Genomic DNA, 18202 nt, shown 5'->3' on the forward strand with positions numbered 1-18202 from the left:
CGGGGTCAATTCTCAGGCGGGATCGCCGACCCGCATGATTTCCCACTCTAGCGTGATCGCACTGTTTTCGTAAACCTTTTTTCGGACCTCTTCGCCCAGCATTTCAAGGTCAGCCGCGGTTGCGCCGCCCGCATTGGTCAGGAAATTGGCGTGCATCGGGTTCATCTGTGCGCCGCCCAGCCGGGCACCGCGCAGCCCGGCCGCGTCGATCAGGCTCCACGCTTTCATTTCGTGGGTATCGGAGGCGAGCCCGGTCGAGGAAAACCCCGCCGGATTGCGGAAGGTCGAGCCCGCGGTGCGGTCCTTGGTGGGCTGGCTGGCATCGCGGCGGGCGATCTGGTCATCCATCCGCGCGGCAAGGGCTGCGGGATCGCCCGGGGGTGCGGCGAAGGTCGCGGCGGTGATGACGGCGCCGTCGGGCAGGCTGCTCTGCCGGTAGGCCAGTTGCAGGCGGGCGGCGGGCCAGTCCGCGACGGTGCCATCGCGCAGGACAAGGCGGACCGATTGCAGCAGCTCGGCCACGTAGCTGCCGTAGCAGCCCGCGTTCATCCGCACGGCGCCGCCGATCGTGCCCGGGATGGTGCGCAGGAAGGTCAGGTCGCGCCCCGCCTCCGCCGCGCGGCGCGCGACATGGGCATCCAGCGCGGCAGCCCCTGCGGTGACGGTCTCGGCCGCCGCGATGGCGTTGAAGCCACGCCCGAGGCGGATGACGACGCCCCGAATGCCGCCATCCCGCACGATCAGGTTGGACCCCACCCCCATCGGAAAGACCGGCACGGCAGGGTCGAGCGCGGCAAGGAAAGCCGCCAGATCCTCCTCGTCGGCGGGCTGGAACAACCAGTCCGCCGGCCCGCCGACGCGCAGCCATGTCAGGTCCGCCAGCGGGCGGTGGGGCGTGAGGGTGCCACGGGGGGTAGGAAGCTCTGTCATGCCGGCTGGTTTCGCCGAGCGTGGGCCGCTTGGCAAGGGCCCGAAAAGCGGGGATTTCGGGGCGTCCCCATGGGGACAGCTTTTAGTGATTTGATTTTATGATATAATTTTTTGGACGGGTTCTGCCGCCCGGAATCTCATAGGGCACCTGCCCGCCGTGCGGACGGGCGGAAGGCCTGTCGGGCCGCTCACCGGGCTACGCCCTCAGGGCGCGTTCGGCGGCTTGGCGTTTGCGCGGGTTTTGGCATGATGGCGGCCGATCAGGCCGCCGATTGCCAGTCCGACGGCGGCGGGAAGGACGATGAAGAGGGCGGCGATGAAGTAGCCCAGCCCGTCCCAGCCATGTGTCGCGCGGGCCAGAAACCAAAGCCAACCGACGCATGCCAGCATCAACCCGACGGGCCCCCAGACCGCCCATGCCCGTCCGGTCCTGCCAAGGCCATACCCGAGGGCTGCGCCAACCACCCCACTGCCAACTGGCAGGACGGTCAGGATGACGGGTTCGCCCATGGCGCTCTCCTCGGTCTGGCGGCAGTGGTGCGGCCCTTAGCGGGCAGCCTGCCGCCGCGCCCAGCGCCAGAGAAAGATCAGCGGCCAGCGCAGGATGCTTGCTCCGGCGGCAAAAAGCAGCAGGCCCACAAGCGGGCCATTCTGCCATGTTGCATACCCCAGAAGCGGGATACCGGTGGCGATCAGGCCGTAGGCGCGCGTCCAGTGGTTGTCGCGACTGGGGATCAGGGCCAGCACGTTGGCGACCAGCATCCAGACCAGGCAGAGTGTGAGCGAGAAGGTCATCGGCGCAACTCCGCAGGAAGTTCGGGCGTCTGGCCACGCGCGCGCGCCCACAGGTAACGCAGCGGGTTGCGGAACATCGAGGCGAAGGCCGCCAGACCCAGCGCCGCCAGCCACCAGCCATAGATGATCCCCAGCCAGACAATCAGCAGAGGTGCCGCGATCAACAGTGCCAGCCCCGGCACCATCTGCCGGCGCATCGGCAGGAAGGCGGTGACGGTCGCGGCGACCACCCAAAGAAACGCGAAAGGCAGGGGTCCGTGCATCATGCCTTGCCCTCCAGCCGCGCGGGCAGCGCATTGGCCCATGTGCTGATCGTGCCGGCGCCAAGGCAGACCACCATGTCCCCGGGCCGCGCCTGTTCGCGCACCAGACGCTCCAGATCGGCCTCGTCGATGACGGCACGGGCGTGGCGGTGGCCATGCCGGATCAGGCCCGCGACAAGGTCATCGCGGCTGGCGCCGGGGATCGGGTCTTCGCCAGCGGCGTAAACCTCGGCGATGCCCACGACGTCGGCATTGTTGAAACAACTGCAGAACTCGTCAAAGAGGCTGTGCAGCCGTGTGTAGCGATGCGGCTGGTGCACGGCGATGACCCGCGCGCCGGGAGTATCGGCCACGGCCTGCCGCGCGGCCTTGAGAACCGCGGCAATCTCGACGGGGTGATGACCGTAATCGTCGATGATGGTGATGCCGCCGACCTCGCCGACCTTGGTAAAGCGGCGGTTGACGCCGCCGAACGCCGCCAGCGCGGCGCGGATCGCATCCGGCGCCATGCCAAGGTGACGGGCGACCGCGACTGCGGCCAGTGCGTTCGACACGTTATGGTCACCCGGCATCGGCAGGGTGCAACCCTCTATCACGTCATCCTCGGGCTGCAATGCGATGTCGAAATGTGCAACGCCTGCCTTGTAGGTCAGGTTCGTGGCGCGCACGTCGGCCTGCGCATTGAAGCCGAAGGTGGTGACGCGGCGGTCGGTGATCTTGCCAACCAGCGCCTGCACCTCGGGGTGGTCGGTGCAGCAGACGGCAAGGCCGTAGAACGGGATGTTCGAGACGAAATCGGTAAATCCCTGCCGCAGGTTCTCGATCGTGCCCCAATGCTCCATGTGCTCGGGGTCGATATTGGTGACGATGGCGATGGTGGCAGGCAGCCGGTTGAAGGTGCCGTCGCTCTCATCCGCCTCGACCACCATCCACTCGCCCTGCCCCATCCGGGCGTTCGAGCCATAGGCATGGATGATGCCGCCATTGACCACCGTGGGGTCGAACCCGCCCGCGTCCAGCAAGGTGGCGACGAGCGTCGTCGTCGTGGTCTTGCCATGGGTGCCGGCCACGGCAACGTTGGATTTCAGCCGCATCAGCTCGGCGAGCATTTCGGCCCGGCGCACGACGGGCAAGCCACGCCGCCGCGCCTCGTCCAGTTCAGGATTGCCACGCTTGATGGCCGAGGAAATCACCACCACGTCGGCGCCTTCAAGGTTCTCGGCGCGCTGGCCTTCGAAGATGGTGGCGCCCATGGCCTTGAGCCGCTCTGTGATCTTCGAGCCCTTCAGGTCCGAGCCCTGCACGCTGTAGCCGAGGTTCACCAGCACCTCGGCAATGCCGGACATGCCGATGCCGCCGATGCCGACGAAATGGATCGGGCCGACGTCGAGGGGGAGCTTGGTGACTGCGGTCATGAGCGGGCTTCCATCCATCATTTCTCCCCTTGTGCCAGAGTTTCGACCTCGGCCGCCAGCCGTTCCGCCGCGTCTGGCAGACCGCAGGCAAGCGCCGCGGCGGCCATCGCAGCGGCTCCTTCGGGGTCGGACAGGATTTTCGTGACAACATCCGTCAGCGGCGCGACTTCAAGATCGGCCTCTGCAATCACCACCGCGCCGCCGCTTTCGGCCAGTTGGCGGGCATTGGCGGTCTGGTGGTCGGCGGTGGCGGCGGCATAGGGGATCAGGATCGCCGGACGGCCGATCACCGACAGGTCAGCAATGGACGAGGCCCCGGCGCGGCTGATGACAAGCTGTGCTTCGGCCATCCGCTCGGGCACGTCATCAAAGAAAGGGCGCACCTCGGCGGCAATCATCTGTTCGTCATAGAAGGCGGCGACGCGGTCCGCGTCCTCGGCCCTGGCCTGATGGCTGACGCGGATGTTGCGGCGCAGTGCCTCGGGAAGGGCCGCCAGCGCGGGCGGCACGATGTCAGACAATACCCGTGCGCCCTGGCTGCCGCCGATCACCAGCACGGCCATCGGGTAATCGCCGGGGGCAATGTAGGGCGCGGCGGCGCGGGCAAGGATCGCGCCGCGCACCGGGTTGCCGGTATGCACGGCGCTGGTGCCCTCGGGCAGTGCCGTGGGCCAGGTGCCGCAGGCGACACGCCCGACATGGCGCGCGAAGACGCGATTGACGCGGCCCAGCACGCCGTTTTGTTCATGGATCAGACGCGGAATGCGCAGCGCCCAGGCCGCCGCCATGGCCGGGATCGCCGGGTAGCCGCCAAAACCTGCCACCACCGATGGCCGGTCGCGCAGCATGGCCAGCGCCGCACCGATCACGCCACCGGCGATGCGAAACGGCACCATCAGGCGGGCCAGCACGCCGCCACGGGCAAAGGTGGCGCTGGCCGTCTGGACCACCTCGACGGCCTGCGGAAAGCCCCCCGCGTAGCGCGCGCCGCGCGCGTCGGTCGACAGCTTCACCCGCCAGCCGCGGGCCAGCATCGTCTCGGCCAGTGCCTGCGCGGGAAACATGTGCCCGCCGGTGCCACCTGCCGCGATGACCAGAAGCGGGTCTGCCATCACTCGCCCCGGCTCGACAGGAAATCACCGATGGCATTTTGCGGCCGCTGGCGGGTCAGCGCCAGAAGCATGCCCACCGCGATGCCGCCCGCGATCAGTGACGACCCGCCATAGGAAACGAAAGGCAGAGTCATGCCCTTGGCCGGCAGCAGCCGCACCGCGACGCCCATGTTGATCATCGCCTGCACGCCAAAGGCGCAGGCGAGGCCCGTGCCGGCCAGCCGGATGAACGGATCACGCTCGCGCTTGAGGCGGCTGAGCGAGCGGACCACGACGACGGTGTAAAGCGCGATGATCAGGATCACGAGGATCATGCCGTATTCCTCGGCCGCCACCGCGATGATGAAATCGGTATGCGCGTCGGGCAACGACCATTTGACCTGCCCCTCGCCCAGACCGACGCCAAAGAACCCGCCCTCGCGGATCGCGTCGGTGGCATAGCCGATCTGGGTGCGCGGATCGACATCGGCCGACAGAAACCCGTCGATCCGGCGGGCGAAATGCTCGGAATGGCTGTAGGCGAAGGTGCCGGCCACCGCGACGCTGGCCGCGATCCCGCTGAGCAGCGTCATCGGCGCGCCCGAGACGAAATACATCACGCCCCAAGCGAAAAGGATCAGGCTGGCCTGACCGAAATCGGGCTGTAGCGCGAGGATCAGCACGATGACAATCATCAGCCCGAAGGAGAAAAGCCGCCCCGGCGGCCCGCCCGGCTCGTAACTGGCGGCCATGAACCACGCCGCGACGACCACAAAGGCGGGCTTGAGGAATTCGGAGGGTTGGAAACTGGCAAATCCCAGCGAATACCAGCGGATCGCGCCCTTGCCGAAATCTGTGCCGAGGACCGGCAGCATGGCCAGCGCGGCAAAGGCCAGTGCGAAGCCCAGCACGCCCAAGCGCCGCACCATCGTGGGCGACAGCATCGAGACCAGCATCATCACGCCCATCGCCATGAGCCCGAAAACGGCCTGACGCGAGACGTAGTAGAAGGGCGGCAGATGGTTGCGCGCGGCCAGCGGCGGCGACGAGGCAAGCCCCAGAAGCAGGCCGATCGCAAAAAGGATCAGCACGCAGGAGAGGGTGATCTTGTCGATCGTGCGCCACCAGCGCGGGATGATCGGATCGCCGGCGGGAACCGGGATCGACCCATGCACCATTTCCGTCATGGTCTGCTGTCTGCCTCTGCCTGCCCGGTTTTCCGGGTCTGTCCGACAGCCTACCCCGGAACCGGCGCGGTTTCCAGAAAAATTGGGGGATATCGCCTGCCTCTTGCACAACGATGGCCCTTTGCCCCAAGTGGCGGCGATGGACGTGAAGACCCTGATCCTTGGCGCCGGCGCGGCCGGCCTGTTCTGCGCCGCCCATGCCGGGGCGGGCACGCTGGTGATCGACCATGCAGCCAACCCCGGCGAGAAGATCCGCATCTCGGGCGGGGGGCGGTGCAACTTCACCAATCTCGGCGCGGGGCCCGGCAACTTCCTGTCGGCCAACCGCCATTTCGCCAAGTCGGCGCTGAGCCGCTACACCCCGCGCGATTTCGTGACGCTGGTCGACCGGCACGGCATCGCCTGGCACGAAAAGACGCTGGGCCAGCTTTTCTGTGACGGCTCGGCCAGGCAGATCGTGTCGATGCTGCTGGAAGAGGTGGCGCGCGCGGGGGCGGACCTGTGGCTGTCGACGACCCTGCGCGAGGTGGCCCATGATGGCAGCGTGTTCCGCGTTGTGCTGGAGCGCGAGGGCGCGCGGCGCGAGGTGCGCGCGCGGCACCTGGTGCTGGCGACGGGGGGCAAGTCGATCCCGAAGATGGGCGCGACGGGGCTGGCGCTGGAGATCGCCGCGCAATTCGGGCTGGGCCTGACCGAAACACGCCCCGGCCTTGTGCCCTTCACCTTTCCCGAGGGGCGCTTTGCCGCGCTGGCGGGCGTCGCAGTGCCGGCGCGGGTGGCGGCGGGCAAGGCCGCGTTCGACGAGGCGCTGCTTTTCACCCATCGCGGGCTGTCGGGGCCGGCGGTGCTGCAGGCCTCATCCTACTGGCGCGAAGGCGGCGAGGTGGCGGTGAACCTGCTGCCCGGGCAAGACGCGCTGGCCGGTCTGAAGGCGGCGCGCAGCACGGCGGGCAAGCGCAGCGTCAGCGCGGTGCTGGCGGGCCTTCTGCCCGCGCGGCTGGCCGAGGCGATTGCCGCCGAAACCGGCCCGCAGGGCAACATCGCCGACCAGTCCGACCGGGCGCTGGCCAGCCTTGCCGCCCGTTTGACCGACTGGCGCCTGCGGCCCGGCGGAACCGAAGGCTACCGCACTGCCGAGGTGATGGTGGGCGGCGTCGATACCCGCGGCCTTGACGGCGCCAGCATGGAGGCGCGGGCGGTGCCGGGCCTGTTCGTGATCGGCGAGGCGGTGGACGTGACCGGCTGGCTGGGCGGCTACAACTTTCAATGGGCCTGGGCCTCGGCCCATGCCGCGGGACGGGCGATTGCCGCGCGGCCTTGATTCCCCGCCACGCTTGAGGTCAGGTGCGGGCGCCCCAGCCAACAGGAAGTGCCATGTCCCTGCTTTTCTCGCCCTTTACCTTGCGTGACCTGACCCTGCGCAACCGCGCCGTCGTTTCGCCGATGTGCCAGTATTCCTGCATCGACGGCATGGCGAACGACTGGCACCTCGTGCACCTTGGCCGCTTCGGCATCGGCGGTTTCGGCCTTGTCATTGCCGAGGCGACGGCGGTCAGCCCCGAGGGGCGGATCAGCTATGGCGACCTGGGCCTGTGGGAGGACGCGCAGATCGCGCCACTGGCCCGCGCGGTGGATTTCCTGCACGGCCAGGGTGCGGCCGCCGGCATCCAGCTGGCCCATGCCGGGCGCAAGGCTTCGGCCCCGGTGCCCTACCGCCCCACCCTGCCCGACGACCCGGCGGCGCGCGCCGCCATCGGCTATGCCGACTGGCAGCCCGTCGCGCCCAGCGCCGCGGCCCATTCCACCGCCTACAAGACCCCCGCCGAACTGGACGCGGCCGGGATGGCGCGGATCCGCGAGGCCTTCGTCGCTGCCGCGCGCCGGGCCGATGCGGCGGGGTTCGACATGGTCGAGGTTCATGCCGCGCATGGCTATCTTCTGAACGAATTCCTCTCGCCCGTGGCCAACACGCGCAGTGATGCCTATGGCGGCAGCCGCGCCAACCGGATGCGCTTTCCGCTGGAGGTGGTCGCGGCGGTGCGCGCGGCTTGGCCCGCGGGCAAGCCGCTGACGGTGCGGATCTCAGCCACCGACTGGATCGAGGGCGGCTGGACGCTCGAAGATTCGGTGGCCTTCGCTGCGGAACTGAAGGCGCTGGGCGTCGACATGGTCACCGCCTCGTCGGGCGGGTTCGACGGGGCGATGGTGGGCGCGGGCAAGCCCGGCTACCAGGTGCCCTTTGCCGCCGCGATCCGCGCCGCGGGAATGCCCAGCATGGCGGTCGGCCTGATCACCGACCCTGCCCAGGCCGAGGCGATATTGGCCGCGGGCGAGGCCGACCTTGTGGCGCTGGCAAGGCCCGCGCTGGACGATCCGAACTGGGCCACCCATGCCGCGCTGAGGCTTGATGGCGAGGCAGGATACGCGGCGCTGGCCCCGCAGGCGGGCTATGCCGTCAAGGCGATGGACAGGGTGCTGGGGCGGCGCAGCTTCGGCGGGTAGTCGCGGTCAGAGCCGGGCCCGGACCTGCGCCGCGAAATCCTCGCCGCGCTTTTCGAAATTGTCGTACTGGTCAAAGCTGGCCGCGGCGGGCGCGAGCAGCACCACCTCGCCCGGCTGCGCCTCGGCCATCGCGCGCTCGACCGCGCGGGACATGGTGGTGCAGACCTCAGCCTCGACACCCGTCAGCTGGCGGGCGAAGGCATCAGCCTCGCGCCCGATGACGTAGGCCTTGGCGACCGCGCCCAGGTAGGGCAGCAGGCCGCCCAGCCCCCCCTCCTTCTCCAGCCCGCCGCAGATCCAGCGGATGCGCGAAAATGCCTGCAAGGCCTGCGCGGCACTGTCGACATTGGTGGCCTTGCTGTCGTTGACGAAGATCACCCCGTCCTTCTCGGCAATGCGCTGGCTGCGATGCGGCAGGCCCGGATAGGTCGCCAGCGCCGCCTCGATCGTCTTGGGGCCAAGGCCAAGGCTGCGGACGGCGGCATAGGCCGAGCAGGCGTTCTGGTGGTTGTGCCGGCCCGGCAGGCCGGGCACGGCGCGCAGGTCGATGCTGGCCACCTGCTGGCCATGACGCCATTCGGCGAGAAAGCCCTTCGACGCAAAGACGGACCACGCCGCCTGGGCCAGTTTGCGCGTGACAGAGACCGCGATCACCCTGTCATCTCCCGGCCCTTCGGCCATCTGGTTGGCAAGGTATCGCCCCTCGGCCTCGTCCACCCCGATCACCGCGCGATCGGGGCCACCTTCCGCGAACAGCCGCCGCTTGGCCGCGAAATAGCCGCCTAACCCACCGTGCCGGTCCAGATGATCGGGCGACAGGTTGGTGAAGACGGCGATGTCGGGGGTCAGCGCGCGGGCAAGATCGGTCTGGTAGGACGACAGCTCCAGTACCACGACCTCGCCATCACGCGCGGGCTCGATGTCAAGCACGCCGCGGCCGATATTGCCGGCCAGCTGCGTGGGCCGCCCGGCTTCGACAAGGATGTGGTGGATCAGCGCCGCCGTGGTCGATTTGCCGTTCGAGCCGGTGACGGCGATCACCCGCGGGGTCTGGTCGAAGTTGTCCCAGGCATCAGTCGCGAAAGAACGGAAAAACAGGCCGATGTCGTTGTCGACCGGCACGCCAGCCGCCCAGGCCGCGGCGATGGCCGGATGGGCAGCAGGATAAAGGTGAGGGATCCCGGGGGAGGTGACCAGCGCCGCCACCCCCTTCAGCGCCCCCTCACGGGACAGATCACGCAACGACAGCCCATCGGCCTCGGCCGCATCGCGCGCAGGCGCGCTGTCGTCCCACGCGATCACCTGCGCCCCGCCCGCCTGCAAGGCGCGCGCCGTCGCCCGGCCCGAGCGGCCCAAGCCCAGGACCGCCACCGTCTCACCGTCGTAGCCGCGTACCGGAATCATCAAAGCACCTCTGCCATTACCGCGCGAGGTTGACCGCAACCGCACAGCTTGCGCAAGCGCCCGAGGCGAGCTTGGGGGGCGCTGCCCCCCGTCCGCTGGCGCGGCCTCCCCCCGGGATATTTGCAAGGCAAAGGCGGGCCGGGCCTGGCCCCCTTGGTTAACGAACGGTTAACGGCTGCCTTTGCCTGCCAAGTATCCTCGGGGGTGAGCGCCGCAAGGCGCGAGGGGGCAGACAGCCCCCTGCCCCGGCGGCTGCCGAGCCCCGCCGTTCCTCAGCGGACCTTCAGCGTGGCCAGCCCGATCATCGCGAGGATCAGCGAGATGATCCAGAAGCGGATCACGATCTGCGGCTCGGCCCAGCCCTTCTTTTCGTAATGATGATGGATCGGCGCCATCAGGAACACCCGCCGCCCGGTCCGCTTGAAGTAGAGAACCTGAATGATCACGCTCAGCGCCTCGACAACGAAGAGGCCGCCAACGATGGCCAGCACGATCTCATGCTTGGTGGCAACAGCGATCGCCCCCAGCGCACCGCCCAGTGCGAGGCTGCCGGTATCGCCCATGAACACGGCGGCCGGCGGTGCGTTGTACCACAGGAACCCCAGCCCGCCGCCCACAAGGCCCGCGCAAAAGATCAGCAATTCACCGGTATCGGGCACGTAATGCAGATCGAGATAGTCGGAGAAGTCGACCCGCCCCACGAAATAGGCGATCACCCCGAACGTGCCGGCCGCGATCATCACCGGCATGATCGCCAGCCCGTCAAGCCCGTCGGTCAGGTTCACCGCATTGGCCGCGCCCACGATTACGACCATGGCGAAAGGCACGTAAAAGAGGCCGAGATTGACCAGCAGCCGCTTGAAAACCGGGAAGGCCAGATCACCGGACAGGTCCGCGGGATGCAGCCGCATGACGGCATAGCCCGCCAGCCCGGCAATCACGAGGCCCAGCAGCATCCGCACCCGGCCTGATACACCGGCCGAGGTCTGCTTGCGCACTTTGGCATAGTCGTCGGCAAAACCCAACGCGGCAAAGCTCAGCGTCACCAGCAACACCAGCCAGACGAAGGCATTGTCGAGCCGCGCCCACAGCAGGGTCGAGGTGGTCAGCGCCCCCACGATCAGCAGCCCGCCCATCGTTGGCGTGCCGGCCTTTGACAAATGGCCCTCGGGACCGTCCAGCCGGATCGGCTGGCCCTTGCCCTGTTTGCGCCGCAGCACGTTGATCAGCGGCTTTCCGAAGATGAAGCCGAAGACCAGCGCCGTCAGGAACGCGCCACCAGCCCGAAAGGTGATGTAGCGGAAGAGGTTGAAGAGGTCGCCGCCGTCGGACAGATGTGTCAGCCAGTAAAGCATGGGCGTCAGGCCTCCATGTCGGGAACGGGCCCGCGATGCCTCAGTTTGCGGATGGCGTCAACGACAAGGCTGACACGGCTGCCCTTGGAGCCCTTGACCAGCACAACATCGCCGGCGTCGAGCAGGCGCGCGACCCGCGGCGTCAGGTCCTCGGCCCGGTCGGCCAGGACCCCACGCTTGTCCCGGGGCAGCGCGGCGTGCAAGGCGCGCATGCGCGGGCCGACGCAGTGCACGGTGCTGATGTCGGCCATCGCGGGCAAGCGGGCCAGATCGGCGTGCATCTCGGCCTCGGTCGGGCCCAGTTCCAGCATGTCGCCGAGGATCGCCACGCGGCGGCCCTGCGAGATGCGTCCCACGCCGTTGCGCGGCTGGGCCGCGGCCAGCACCTCCAGCGCGGCGGCCATCGACGCGGGATTGGCGTTGAAGGCGTCGTCGATCAGGTCGATCGTCTCGTTCTCGCGCGCAACGTCGAGGAGCACCGTCTCGCGCGTGCCACGCCCTGCGGGCGGGCTCCATCCCGCAAGGCCGCAGAGGCTGCGCGCGCGGTCGGCGCCAAGGGATGTCGCCAGCGCGAGCACGCCCAAAGCATTCAGCGCGAAGTGCCGCCCCTCGCTGGCGACATTCAGCAGGATCGGCGTGCGCCATGCCCGCCCTTCGGCCACGGTATGACCGTCGCCGACGCGAATGCGGGTCAGGCGGTGATGATCATGCGGCTGCATCCCGAAGAGCACCACATGCGCGCCCGCCCGCCGGGCGGTATCGACGAGGATGTCGGTCTGGGGCAGGTCCCCGTGCAGGACCGCGGTCCCGTTCGGCTCCAGCCCCTCGCAAATGCTGGCCTTTTCCATGGCAATACCTTCGAGGCTGCCGAACGCCTCGAAATGGGCGGCAGCGACGGTGGTGATCATCACCGCATGGGGGCGGGCCTGGCGGGCCAGCGGTGCGATCTCGCCGGGGTGGTTCATGCCGATCTCGATCACCGCGAAATCGGCATCGGGCGGCATCCGGGCCAGCGTCAGTGGCACGCCCCAGTGGTTGTTGTAGCTCGCCTCGGCGGCATGGACGCGCCCCTGCCCGTCGAGGGCGGCGCGCAGCATCTCCTTGGCCGAGGTCTTGCCAACTGATCCGGTGATGGCCGCAACGCGGGCACGGCTGCGGGCGCGTCCGGCGCGGCCGAGGTCCTCGAGCGCCGCCTGCACGTCGGGCACGATCAGCAGGGGCGCATCGGCGGGCACGTCGGCGGGGTGGTGGGTGACAAGGGCAGCCGCAGCGCCGCCCGCCAGTGCCTGTGCCACGAAATCATGCCCGTCGCGCGTGGCCTTGAGCGCCACGAACAGGTCACCCGGCTCAAGTGTGCGGGTGTCGATGCTGACGCCGTTGGCGACGAAAGGCGCGGTGGCGGTACCGCCCGTTGCGGCGGCGGCCTCGGCTGCGGTCCAGAGCGTCATCCGCCCCTCCCGTCCAGTGCGGCCACGGCAATGCTGGCCTGTTCGGCATCGTCGAAAGGCAGCACATCCTGACCGACGACCTGCCCCGTCTCGTGCCCTTTGCCGCAGATCAGCAGCGCGTCGCCCGGTCCCAAGGCATCAATGCCATGCAGGATGGCGGTGGCGCGGTCGCCCACCTCGGCCACGTCGGTGCCCGCCTCGATGCCGGCCAGCACCGCGGCGCGGATCGCGGCCGGATCTTCGCTGCGGGGGTTGTCGTCGGTCACGATGACATGATCGGCATGGCGCGCGGCGGCGGCCCCCATCAGCGGGCGCTTGCCCGCGTCGCGGTCGCCGCCGGCCCCGATGATGGCGACGATCCGGCCCATGACATGCGGGCGCAGCGCGGCCAGCGCGGTTTCGATCGCGTCGGGCGTATGGGCATAGTCGACAAAGACCACGGCCCCGTTGTCGCGGGTCGCGGCCAGCTGCATCCGCCCGCGCACGGTGGACAGCTGCGGCAGCGCGCGGAACACCTCGTCCGGATCACCGCCTGCGGCGATCACGAGGCCCGCGGCAACCAGCGCGTTCTCGGCCTGAAACCCGCCGATCAGCCGCAGCCGGACAAGGTGCGGGCGGCCCTGCCATTCAAAGCGCAGCTCTTGCCCTGTCGCGTCAAAGCGTTCGGTGACGAGCCGCAGGCGCGCATCCTTGCTTCGCCCGACGCCGATCACCTCTTGCCCGCGGTCACGGGCAATCTCTGCCACTTCCGGTCCCTTGGGATCGTCGAGGTTGACGACCGCAACGCCCTCTTCAGGCAAGATGCGGGTGAAAAGGCCCATCTTGGCGGCGAAATATGCCTCGAACGTCTTATGGTAGTCGAGGTGGTCCTGGCTGAAATTGGTGAAGCCCGCAGCGGCCAGCAGCACGCCATCAAGCCGCCTTTGGTCAAGCCCGTGGCTGGACGCCTCCATCGCGCAATGGCTGATGCCCGCGCCCGCGGCCTCGGCCAGAACGCGGTGCAGCATGACGGGGTCGGGCGTGGTGTGGCGCAGCGGGTGGGTCCATGCGCCTTCGACGCCGGTCGTGCCCAGGTTGATCGCGGCCAGCCCCATCTCGGCCCAGATCTGGCGGCAGAAGGTGGCGACGGAGGTCTTGCCGTTCGTGCCCGTCACCGCGACCATCGTCGCCGGCTGCGGCCCGAACCACAGTGCTGCAGCACGGGCCAGCGTGGCGCGCGCATCCTCGGCCACGACAAGGGCCGCGCCGGTGCCCGGCAGCGCGGGGCGGGCGATTTCGGCCCCGGCGGCATCGGTCAGTATCGCGACCGCGCCTTGCCGCAAGGCGGTATCAATGAAGGTGGCACCGTGGGCCCGGCTGCCCGGAAGTGCGGCAAAAAGCATGCCGGGGCGCACCTCTCGGCTGTCAGAGGTCAATCCGGCCACGCGCGCCTCTCGCCCGCCCGCGGCATGCAGCCCCAGATCGGCAAGCGACATCGTGCGTCCGCCCGTTTCCGCCCCGCTGCCTTGCCCTGCGGTCATATTTCTCCGTCGCTTTCGCCTGCCTCAGTTGGAGGACAGTTGTATACCCGCCGCGTCGGGGGTTTCAATCTGCGGCCGCAGGCCCAAGAGCGGCCCGACCCGGCGGATCATCTCGGCAGCGACCGGCACGGCCGTCCAGCCCGCGGTACGCTTGGGGGCGCCGCCGGTTGTCTCGGAAGGTTCGTCCAGCGTTACCACGAGGACATATCGCGGATCGTTGGCCGGAAAGGCCGAGGCGAAGGTGGCCACCACCTTGTCGTTGTAATAGCCGCCCTGCGGGTCGGGCTTGTCGGCGGTGCCGGTCTTGCCCGCAACCTGATAGCCCGGCACATCGCCGAACGAGGCCGTGCCGCGGGTGACGACGGCGCGCAACATCTGGCGCATCTGTTCGGACACGGCCTCGCTGACGATCCGGGGGCCGGCCTGCGGATGGTCCTGTTTCAGAAGCGTCGGGCGCACCAGCGTGCCGCCGTTGAGGATCGAGGCATAGGCCGCGGCGAGGTGCAGCGGGGAATCGGCGATGCCGTGGCCATAGGCGATGGTCATCGTCGACAGTTCCGACCAGTGCGGCGGCACCAGCGGCCTGCCCCCCGGCGCCTCGGCCAGTTCGACCGGGGTCGCGTCAAGCAGGCCCAGCGAGCCGAGGAAGGCACGCTGCCGGTCAGTGCCGATCTGCTGGGCGATCCGTGCCGCGCCGATGTTGGAGCTTTCGACGATCACGTCGGTGACGCTCAGGTGCGATCCGTAGTCGTGAAAGTCATTGATACGGAACTTGCCCCAGACCAGCGGGCCGCGGGTATCGATCATGGTATCGGGCGTGATCAGGCCAAGTTGCAGCGCTTGCGCGACGGCAAAGACCTTGAACGTCGAGCCCAGTTCATAAACCCCCTGGACCGCACGGTTGAAGAGCGGGCTGTCGGACGCATCGCCCGTAGTCAACGGGCGCGGCCGGTTGTTGGGGTCAAAGTCGGGCAGCGAGGCAAGGGCCAGAATCTCGCCCGTATGCACATCCATCAAGACAGCTGCCGCGCCCTTGGCGTTCATCAGGCTCATGCCGCCGGCCAGCACCTGTTCGGTCGCGGCCTGCACCGAAAGGTCGATCGACAGCTTGAGCGGTGCGCCGTTGTTGGCCGGGTCACGCAGGAAGCTGTCGAACTGGCGCGCCACGCCTGCCACGCCCACGATTTCCGCAGCATTGACCCCCTCGCGGCCATAGGTGGCACCGCCAAGGATGTGACTGGCCACCGGGCCATTGGGATAAATGCGCATCTCGCGCGGGCCGAAAAGGATGCCCGGATCGCCGATGTCATGAACCTGCTGCATCTGCTCGGGGCTGATCTGGCGGCGGATCCAGACAAACTTGCGGCTGCCGGTAAAGTCGCGGATCAACTGATCAGCGTTCAACTCGGGGAAGATCGCGGCGAGTTTGCGCGCGGTGCCAACAGGATCAATCATCTGCGGCGGCTGGGCATAGACCGAGTTGGTTTCGAGGTTCGTGGCAAGGATGTTGCCATTGCGGTCGAGGATGTCGGCGCGCAGCCCGATGATGGGGTTGTTGCTGACCGAGGCGCGCGGCTCTTCCGGGGCGGAGCCGGCCAGCGTGGCCATGCGATAGCCGATCGAGGCGAAGGCAAAGACGAACAAGAGGCCCATCACCGTCAGCCGGGTTTCGGCGCGGGCGCGGGCGCGATCTTGGACTTGCGCCGCGCGTTTCAGCCGGGCCTCGCGCTCGATCCGGGCGGGGTTCTCGCCATTCTCGCGGGCGCGCAGGATGCGGGCGAGTGGTCTGAGGGGCGCACGGATCACAGCGGTTCTCCCTTGCCCAGCGGCGCCGCGGTGGCGACCGGGTTGGTGATGGGGCCGGTCACGGCCCCGTTGGTGGGCGGTGTTTCGGGTGCGGCGGCCAGCGGAAGGCGCGGGACCGCGTCGACCGTGCCGAAGGATTCGGGCACCATCGGCAAGAGGCCCAGCCGGGCAAAGTTCATGTCGGCCAGTTCGCGCAGCCGGTCGGGACGGTTCTCATAGGCCCATTCAGCGCGCAGCATCGCCAGCCGCTCATGCGCATTGGCGATCTTGTCGTGCAGATCGCGCACCTCGTGCATCACCTGCTGGGTGCGGTAATTCTCGCGGTAGGCCCAGAAGCCCAGTCCCATGACGGCGATGGCCAGCAACACGTTCGTGAGCCCCCGCATCTTCAGCGTTCCCCTTTGCGCAGCGGCATGCCCAGCGCGGCACGGCTGACCGGCGCAGGCGGCGCAGCGGTGCGCCGGGCCACACGCAGCCGCGCCGAGCGGGCGCGCGGATTTGCGGCAAGCTCGGTGGCGTCAGGCTCCACGGCCTTGCGCGTGACGATTTCAAAGGCCGCCTCGGGCTGGGCCATTTCGGGCTGGTAGCGGTTGGCGTTGGCGGCCTTGCCCGCGCGGATCTGGACGAAACGCTTGACCATCCTGTCCTCGACCGAATGGAAGGTGACCACGGCCAGCTTGCCGCCCGGTTTCAATGCGCGTTCGGCGGCCTGCAACCCCTCGGCCAGTTCGCCGTATTCGTCGTTGACCGCAATGCGCAGCGCCTGAAAGCTGCGGGTGGCGGGATGGCTTTGCCCCGGTTTGGGCCGCGGCAGGCAGGACTGCACGATGCTGGCCAGTTGCCCGGTCGTGGTGACCGGGCGAGCCGCCACGATCGCCCGTGCGATCCGGCGCGACGCGCGTTCCTCGCCATAAAGATAAAGGATATCGGCCAGTTCGCCCTCGTCGAGGCTGTTGGCAAGATCCGAAGCTGTCGGCCCTTCATCGCTCATGCGCATGTCAAGCGGGCCGTCGCGCATGAAGGAAAAGCCGCGCTCGGGCTGGTCAAGCTGCATCGAGGAAACCCCGAGGTCGAGCACGACGCCGTCAAGGTCATGCCCATACTGGTCAAGCTGCGAAAATCGCCCCTCGACCAGCCGCAGACGGTCGCCATAGGCCGGAGCCCAACTTTCCGCCATCGCCAGAACGCTGGGGTCGCGATCAACACCGATCACCTGGTCGGCGCCGGCCTCCAGCAGGCCGCGCGCGTAGCCGCCCGCGCCAAATGTGCCGTCCAGCCAGATGCCCGAGACCGGGGCGACCGCCGCCAGAAGTGGGCGCAGCAGGACGGGAATGTGGGGTGTTTCGGGCATCGCGGCAGCGGGGGACATGATCTTACGTTCCGTCGATCAAGCCGAGCGGGTCGAAATCCTCGCCCTGCTCGTCCAACCAATCCTGCAGGCCGGCGCCGACGCTGTTCTCGAAGGTTTCGGCCTTCCAGATTTCGAAATGGTCGCCCACGCCGCGCACGTAAAGCTCGCCCTCGCCCATGCCGAGTTTCTGGCGCTGCTTGATGGGCAGCACGACGCGCCCGTCCTTGTCCACCTCCAGCCGGATCGACTGGCCGATGATGAGGTGCGACAGGCGCCGCTTGTTGGGGTTGGAGGCGGGCATCGCATAGATGCTGGCCACGATGCGGCCGAATTCCTCGACGGTATAGACGTGAAGGGTGTCGCGCAGGTGGTCGCCGTAAAGCAGCATCAGCTTGGGCGAGAGGCCTTCGGTCCAGTCCGGATCGCCACGTTCAAGCACGCGACGAAAGTCGGCCGGGATCGACATGCGCCCCTTGCCGTCCACTTTCGGCTGATGCTCGCCTGTGAAGCTCAGAACCACTGCCCCGCGGCCCTTCCGTTGTTCCGCCCCAGGCCTGTCCTGAAACTGAAAACGGCGGATTGAGCTGCTGCCACTGCCCAATCCGCCGCCCTCGACCCGTCTCCGGGTTGTCCGACTGCGCGCGCCACCTGGGGGGATGTCTGCTCGCTCGCGCGCCGGATCTCGATGTCTGGAAGGGCGGGGCCTGTATGAAACCTGCTCAGGTTCGGTTGCCGTGTGGGGTTCTTTTGATGCCCCTTGATCGTCTGCCCGTCTTCCGTGGTCAGAAGGTGGCATGGGATTTCATGGTAATCAACAAGAAAGTTGTGCAGATGGGTACCACATCTGGGATTTGGTGGGCCCACCAGACAAGGTGTTGGGCCAAAATTGCAGAATGCACCCCACCAATTGTCTAATTTGTGCAATCGAATACTATATATGGATAGCTCTAGGATAGCCTATGAATTCCCAGAAAATCCCGGAAGTTTCCCAGAAGCATTCTCATACACCGGTTTATCCACAGGAGAAACGGTGAAAGCGGCGGGGAATCCTGCCAAATACGGGCGAATCACGGCCCGTCGCGCCGCCGTGATTCGACGCGCGCGCCCTCAAACGGCGTCAAAGGCCGTCTTGTCC

17 protein-coding genes are annotated in these 18202 nt (G+C 68.0%); 2 read left to right on the plus strand and 15 right to left on the minus strand.

Annotation, left to right across the window (positions count from 1 at the left end; translation table 11 throughout):
• Positions 1-12: 12 nt before the first annotated feature.
• From murB to GC146_RS15395, 7 genes are all read right to left on the minus strand, one after another.
• A complete protein-coding gene (gene murB / locus GC146_RS15365) occupies positions 13-930 on the minus strand; it encodes a UDP-N-acetylmuramate dehydrogenase (protein ID WP_291840574.1) in 918 nt (305 codons plus the stop codon).
• 204 nt (positions 931-1134) lie between these two features.
• A complete protein-coding gene (locus tag GC146_RS15370; RefSeq protein WP_291840577.1) occupies positions 1135-1440 on the minus strand; it encodes a hypothetical protein in 306 nt (101 codons plus the stop codon).
• A 36-nt stretch (positions 1441-1476) separates the two neighbouring features.
• Positions 1477-1725 carry a DUF2484 family protein gene (locus tag GC146_RS15375; protein ID WP_291840580.1) on the minus strand — a complete coding sequence of 83 codons (249 nt, stop codon included), beginning with the start codon at positions 1723-1725 and terminating at the stop codon, positions 1477-1479.
• Positions 1722-1988 (minus strand): DUF2484 family protein, encoded by a 267-nt coding sequence (locus GC146_RS15380; RefSeq protein WP_291840774.1) that lies wholly within the window; start codon positions 1986-1988, stop codon positions 1722-1724. Before GC146_RS15380 ends, GC146_RS15375 begins: the two co-directional genes overlap by 4 nt.
• A complete protein-coding gene (gene murC, locus GC146_RS15385; protein ID WP_291840582.1) occupies positions 1988-3403 on the minus strand; it encodes a UDP-N-acetylmuramate--L-alanine ligase in 1416 nt (471 codons plus the stop codon). The genes GC146_RS15380 and murC overlap by 1 nt, the downstream gene beginning before the upstream one ends.
• Positions 3404-3420: 17 nt before the next feature.
• Complete coding sequence (locus GC146_RS15390; protein WP_291840585.1) at positions 3421-4515, minus strand: UDP-N-acetylglucosamine--N-acetylmuramyl-(pentapeptide) pyrophosphoryl-undecaprenol N-acetylglucosamine transferase; 1095 nt, start codon at positions 4513-4515, stop codon at positions 3421-3423.
• Positions 4515-5681, minus strand: a complete 1167-nt coding sequence (locus GC146_RS15395) for a putative peptidoglycan glycosyltransferase FtsW (protein ID WP_291840588.1) — start codon at positions 5679-5681, stop codon at positions 4515-4517. Before GC146_RS15395 ends, GC146_RS15390 begins: the two co-directional genes overlap by 1 nt.
• Positions 5682-5820: 139 nt before the next feature.
• Between GC146_RS15395 and GC146_RS15400 the strand changes: the two genes are divergently transcribed.
• Positions 5821-7002, plus strand: coding sequence for an NAD(P)/FAD-dependent oxidoreductase (locus tag GC146_RS15400; RefSeq protein ID WP_291840590.1), 1182 nt, complete (start codon positions 5821-5823; stop codon positions 7000-7002).
• Positions 7003-7055: 53 nt separating this feature from the next.
• Positions 7056-8183, plus strand: a complete 1128-nt coding sequence (locus GC146_RS15405) for an NADH:flavin oxidoreductase/NADH oxidase (protein ID WP_291840593.1) — start codon at positions 7056-7058, stop codon at positions 8181-8183.
• 6 nt (positions 8184-8189) lie between these two features.
• Here the strand turns inward: GC146_RS15405 and murD are convergent, their stop codons facing one another.
• From murD to GC146_RS15445, 8 genes are all read right to left on the minus strand, one after another.
• Complete coding sequence (gene murD / locus GC146_RS15410) at positions 8190-9587, minus strand: UDP-N-acetylmuramoyl-L-alanine--D-glutamate ligase (protein WP_291840596.1); 1398 nt, start codon at positions 9585-9587, stop codon at positions 8190-8192.
• Positions 9588-9859: 272 nt separating this feature from the next.
• Positions 9860-10942 (minus strand): phospho-N-acetylmuramoyl-pentapeptide-transferase, encoded by a 1083-nt coding sequence (mraY, locus tag GC146_RS15415; protein ID WP_291840600.1) that lies wholly within the window; start codon positions 10940-10942, stop codon positions 9860-9862.
• 5 nt (positions 10943-10947) lie between these two features.
• A complete protein-coding gene (gene murF, locus GC146_RS15420; RefSeq protein ID WP_291840603.1) occupies positions 10948-12390 on the minus strand; it encodes a UDP-N-acetylmuramoyl-tripeptide--D-alanyl-D-alanine ligase in 1443 nt (480 codons plus the stop codon).
• Positions 12387-13910, minus strand: a complete 1524-nt coding sequence (locus GC146_RS15425; RefSeq protein ID WP_291840605.1) for a UDP-N-acetylmuramoyl-L-alanyl-D-glutamate--2,6-diaminopimelate ligase — start codon at positions 13908-13910, stop codon at positions 12387-12389. Before GC146_RS15425 ends, murF begins: the two co-directional genes overlap by 4 nt.
• 24 nt (positions 13911-13934) lie before the next feature.
• Positions 13935-15716: a penicillin-binding protein 2 gene (locus GC146_RS15430; RefSeq protein ID WP_291840609.1), complete on the minus strand. Its 1782-nt coding sequence runs from the start codon at positions 15714-15716 to the stop codon at positions 13935-13937.
• The gene (locus GC146_RS15435; RefSeq protein WP_291840610.1) at positions 15713-16102 is read right to left on the minus strand and encodes a cell division protein FtsL; all 390 of its coding nucleotides are present in this window, start codon (positions 16100-16102) and stop codon (positions 15713-15715) included. Before GC146_RS15435 ends, GC146_RS15430 begins: the two co-directional genes overlap by 4 nt.
• Before the next feature lie 2 nt (positions 16103-16104).
• Complete coding sequence (gene rsmH / locus GC146_RS15440) at positions 16105-17085, minus strand: 16S rRNA (cytosine(1402)-N(4))-methyltransferase RsmH (protein WP_291840613.1); 981 nt, start codon at positions 17083-17085, stop codon at positions 16105-16107.
• 4 nt (positions 17086-17089) lie between these two features.
• Positions 17090-17587, minus strand: coding sequence for a cell division/cell wall cluster transcriptional repressor MraZ (locus tag GC146_RS15445; RefSeq protein ID WP_291840616.1), 498 nt, complete (start codon positions 17585-17587; stop codon positions 17090-17092).
• Positions 17588-18202 lie beyond the last annotated feature (615 nt).

This window comes from Limimaricola sp., assembly GCF_016125575.1.
Lineage (GTDB): Bacteria > Pseudomonadota > Alphaproteobacteria > Rhodobacterales > Rhodobacteraceae > WGLM01.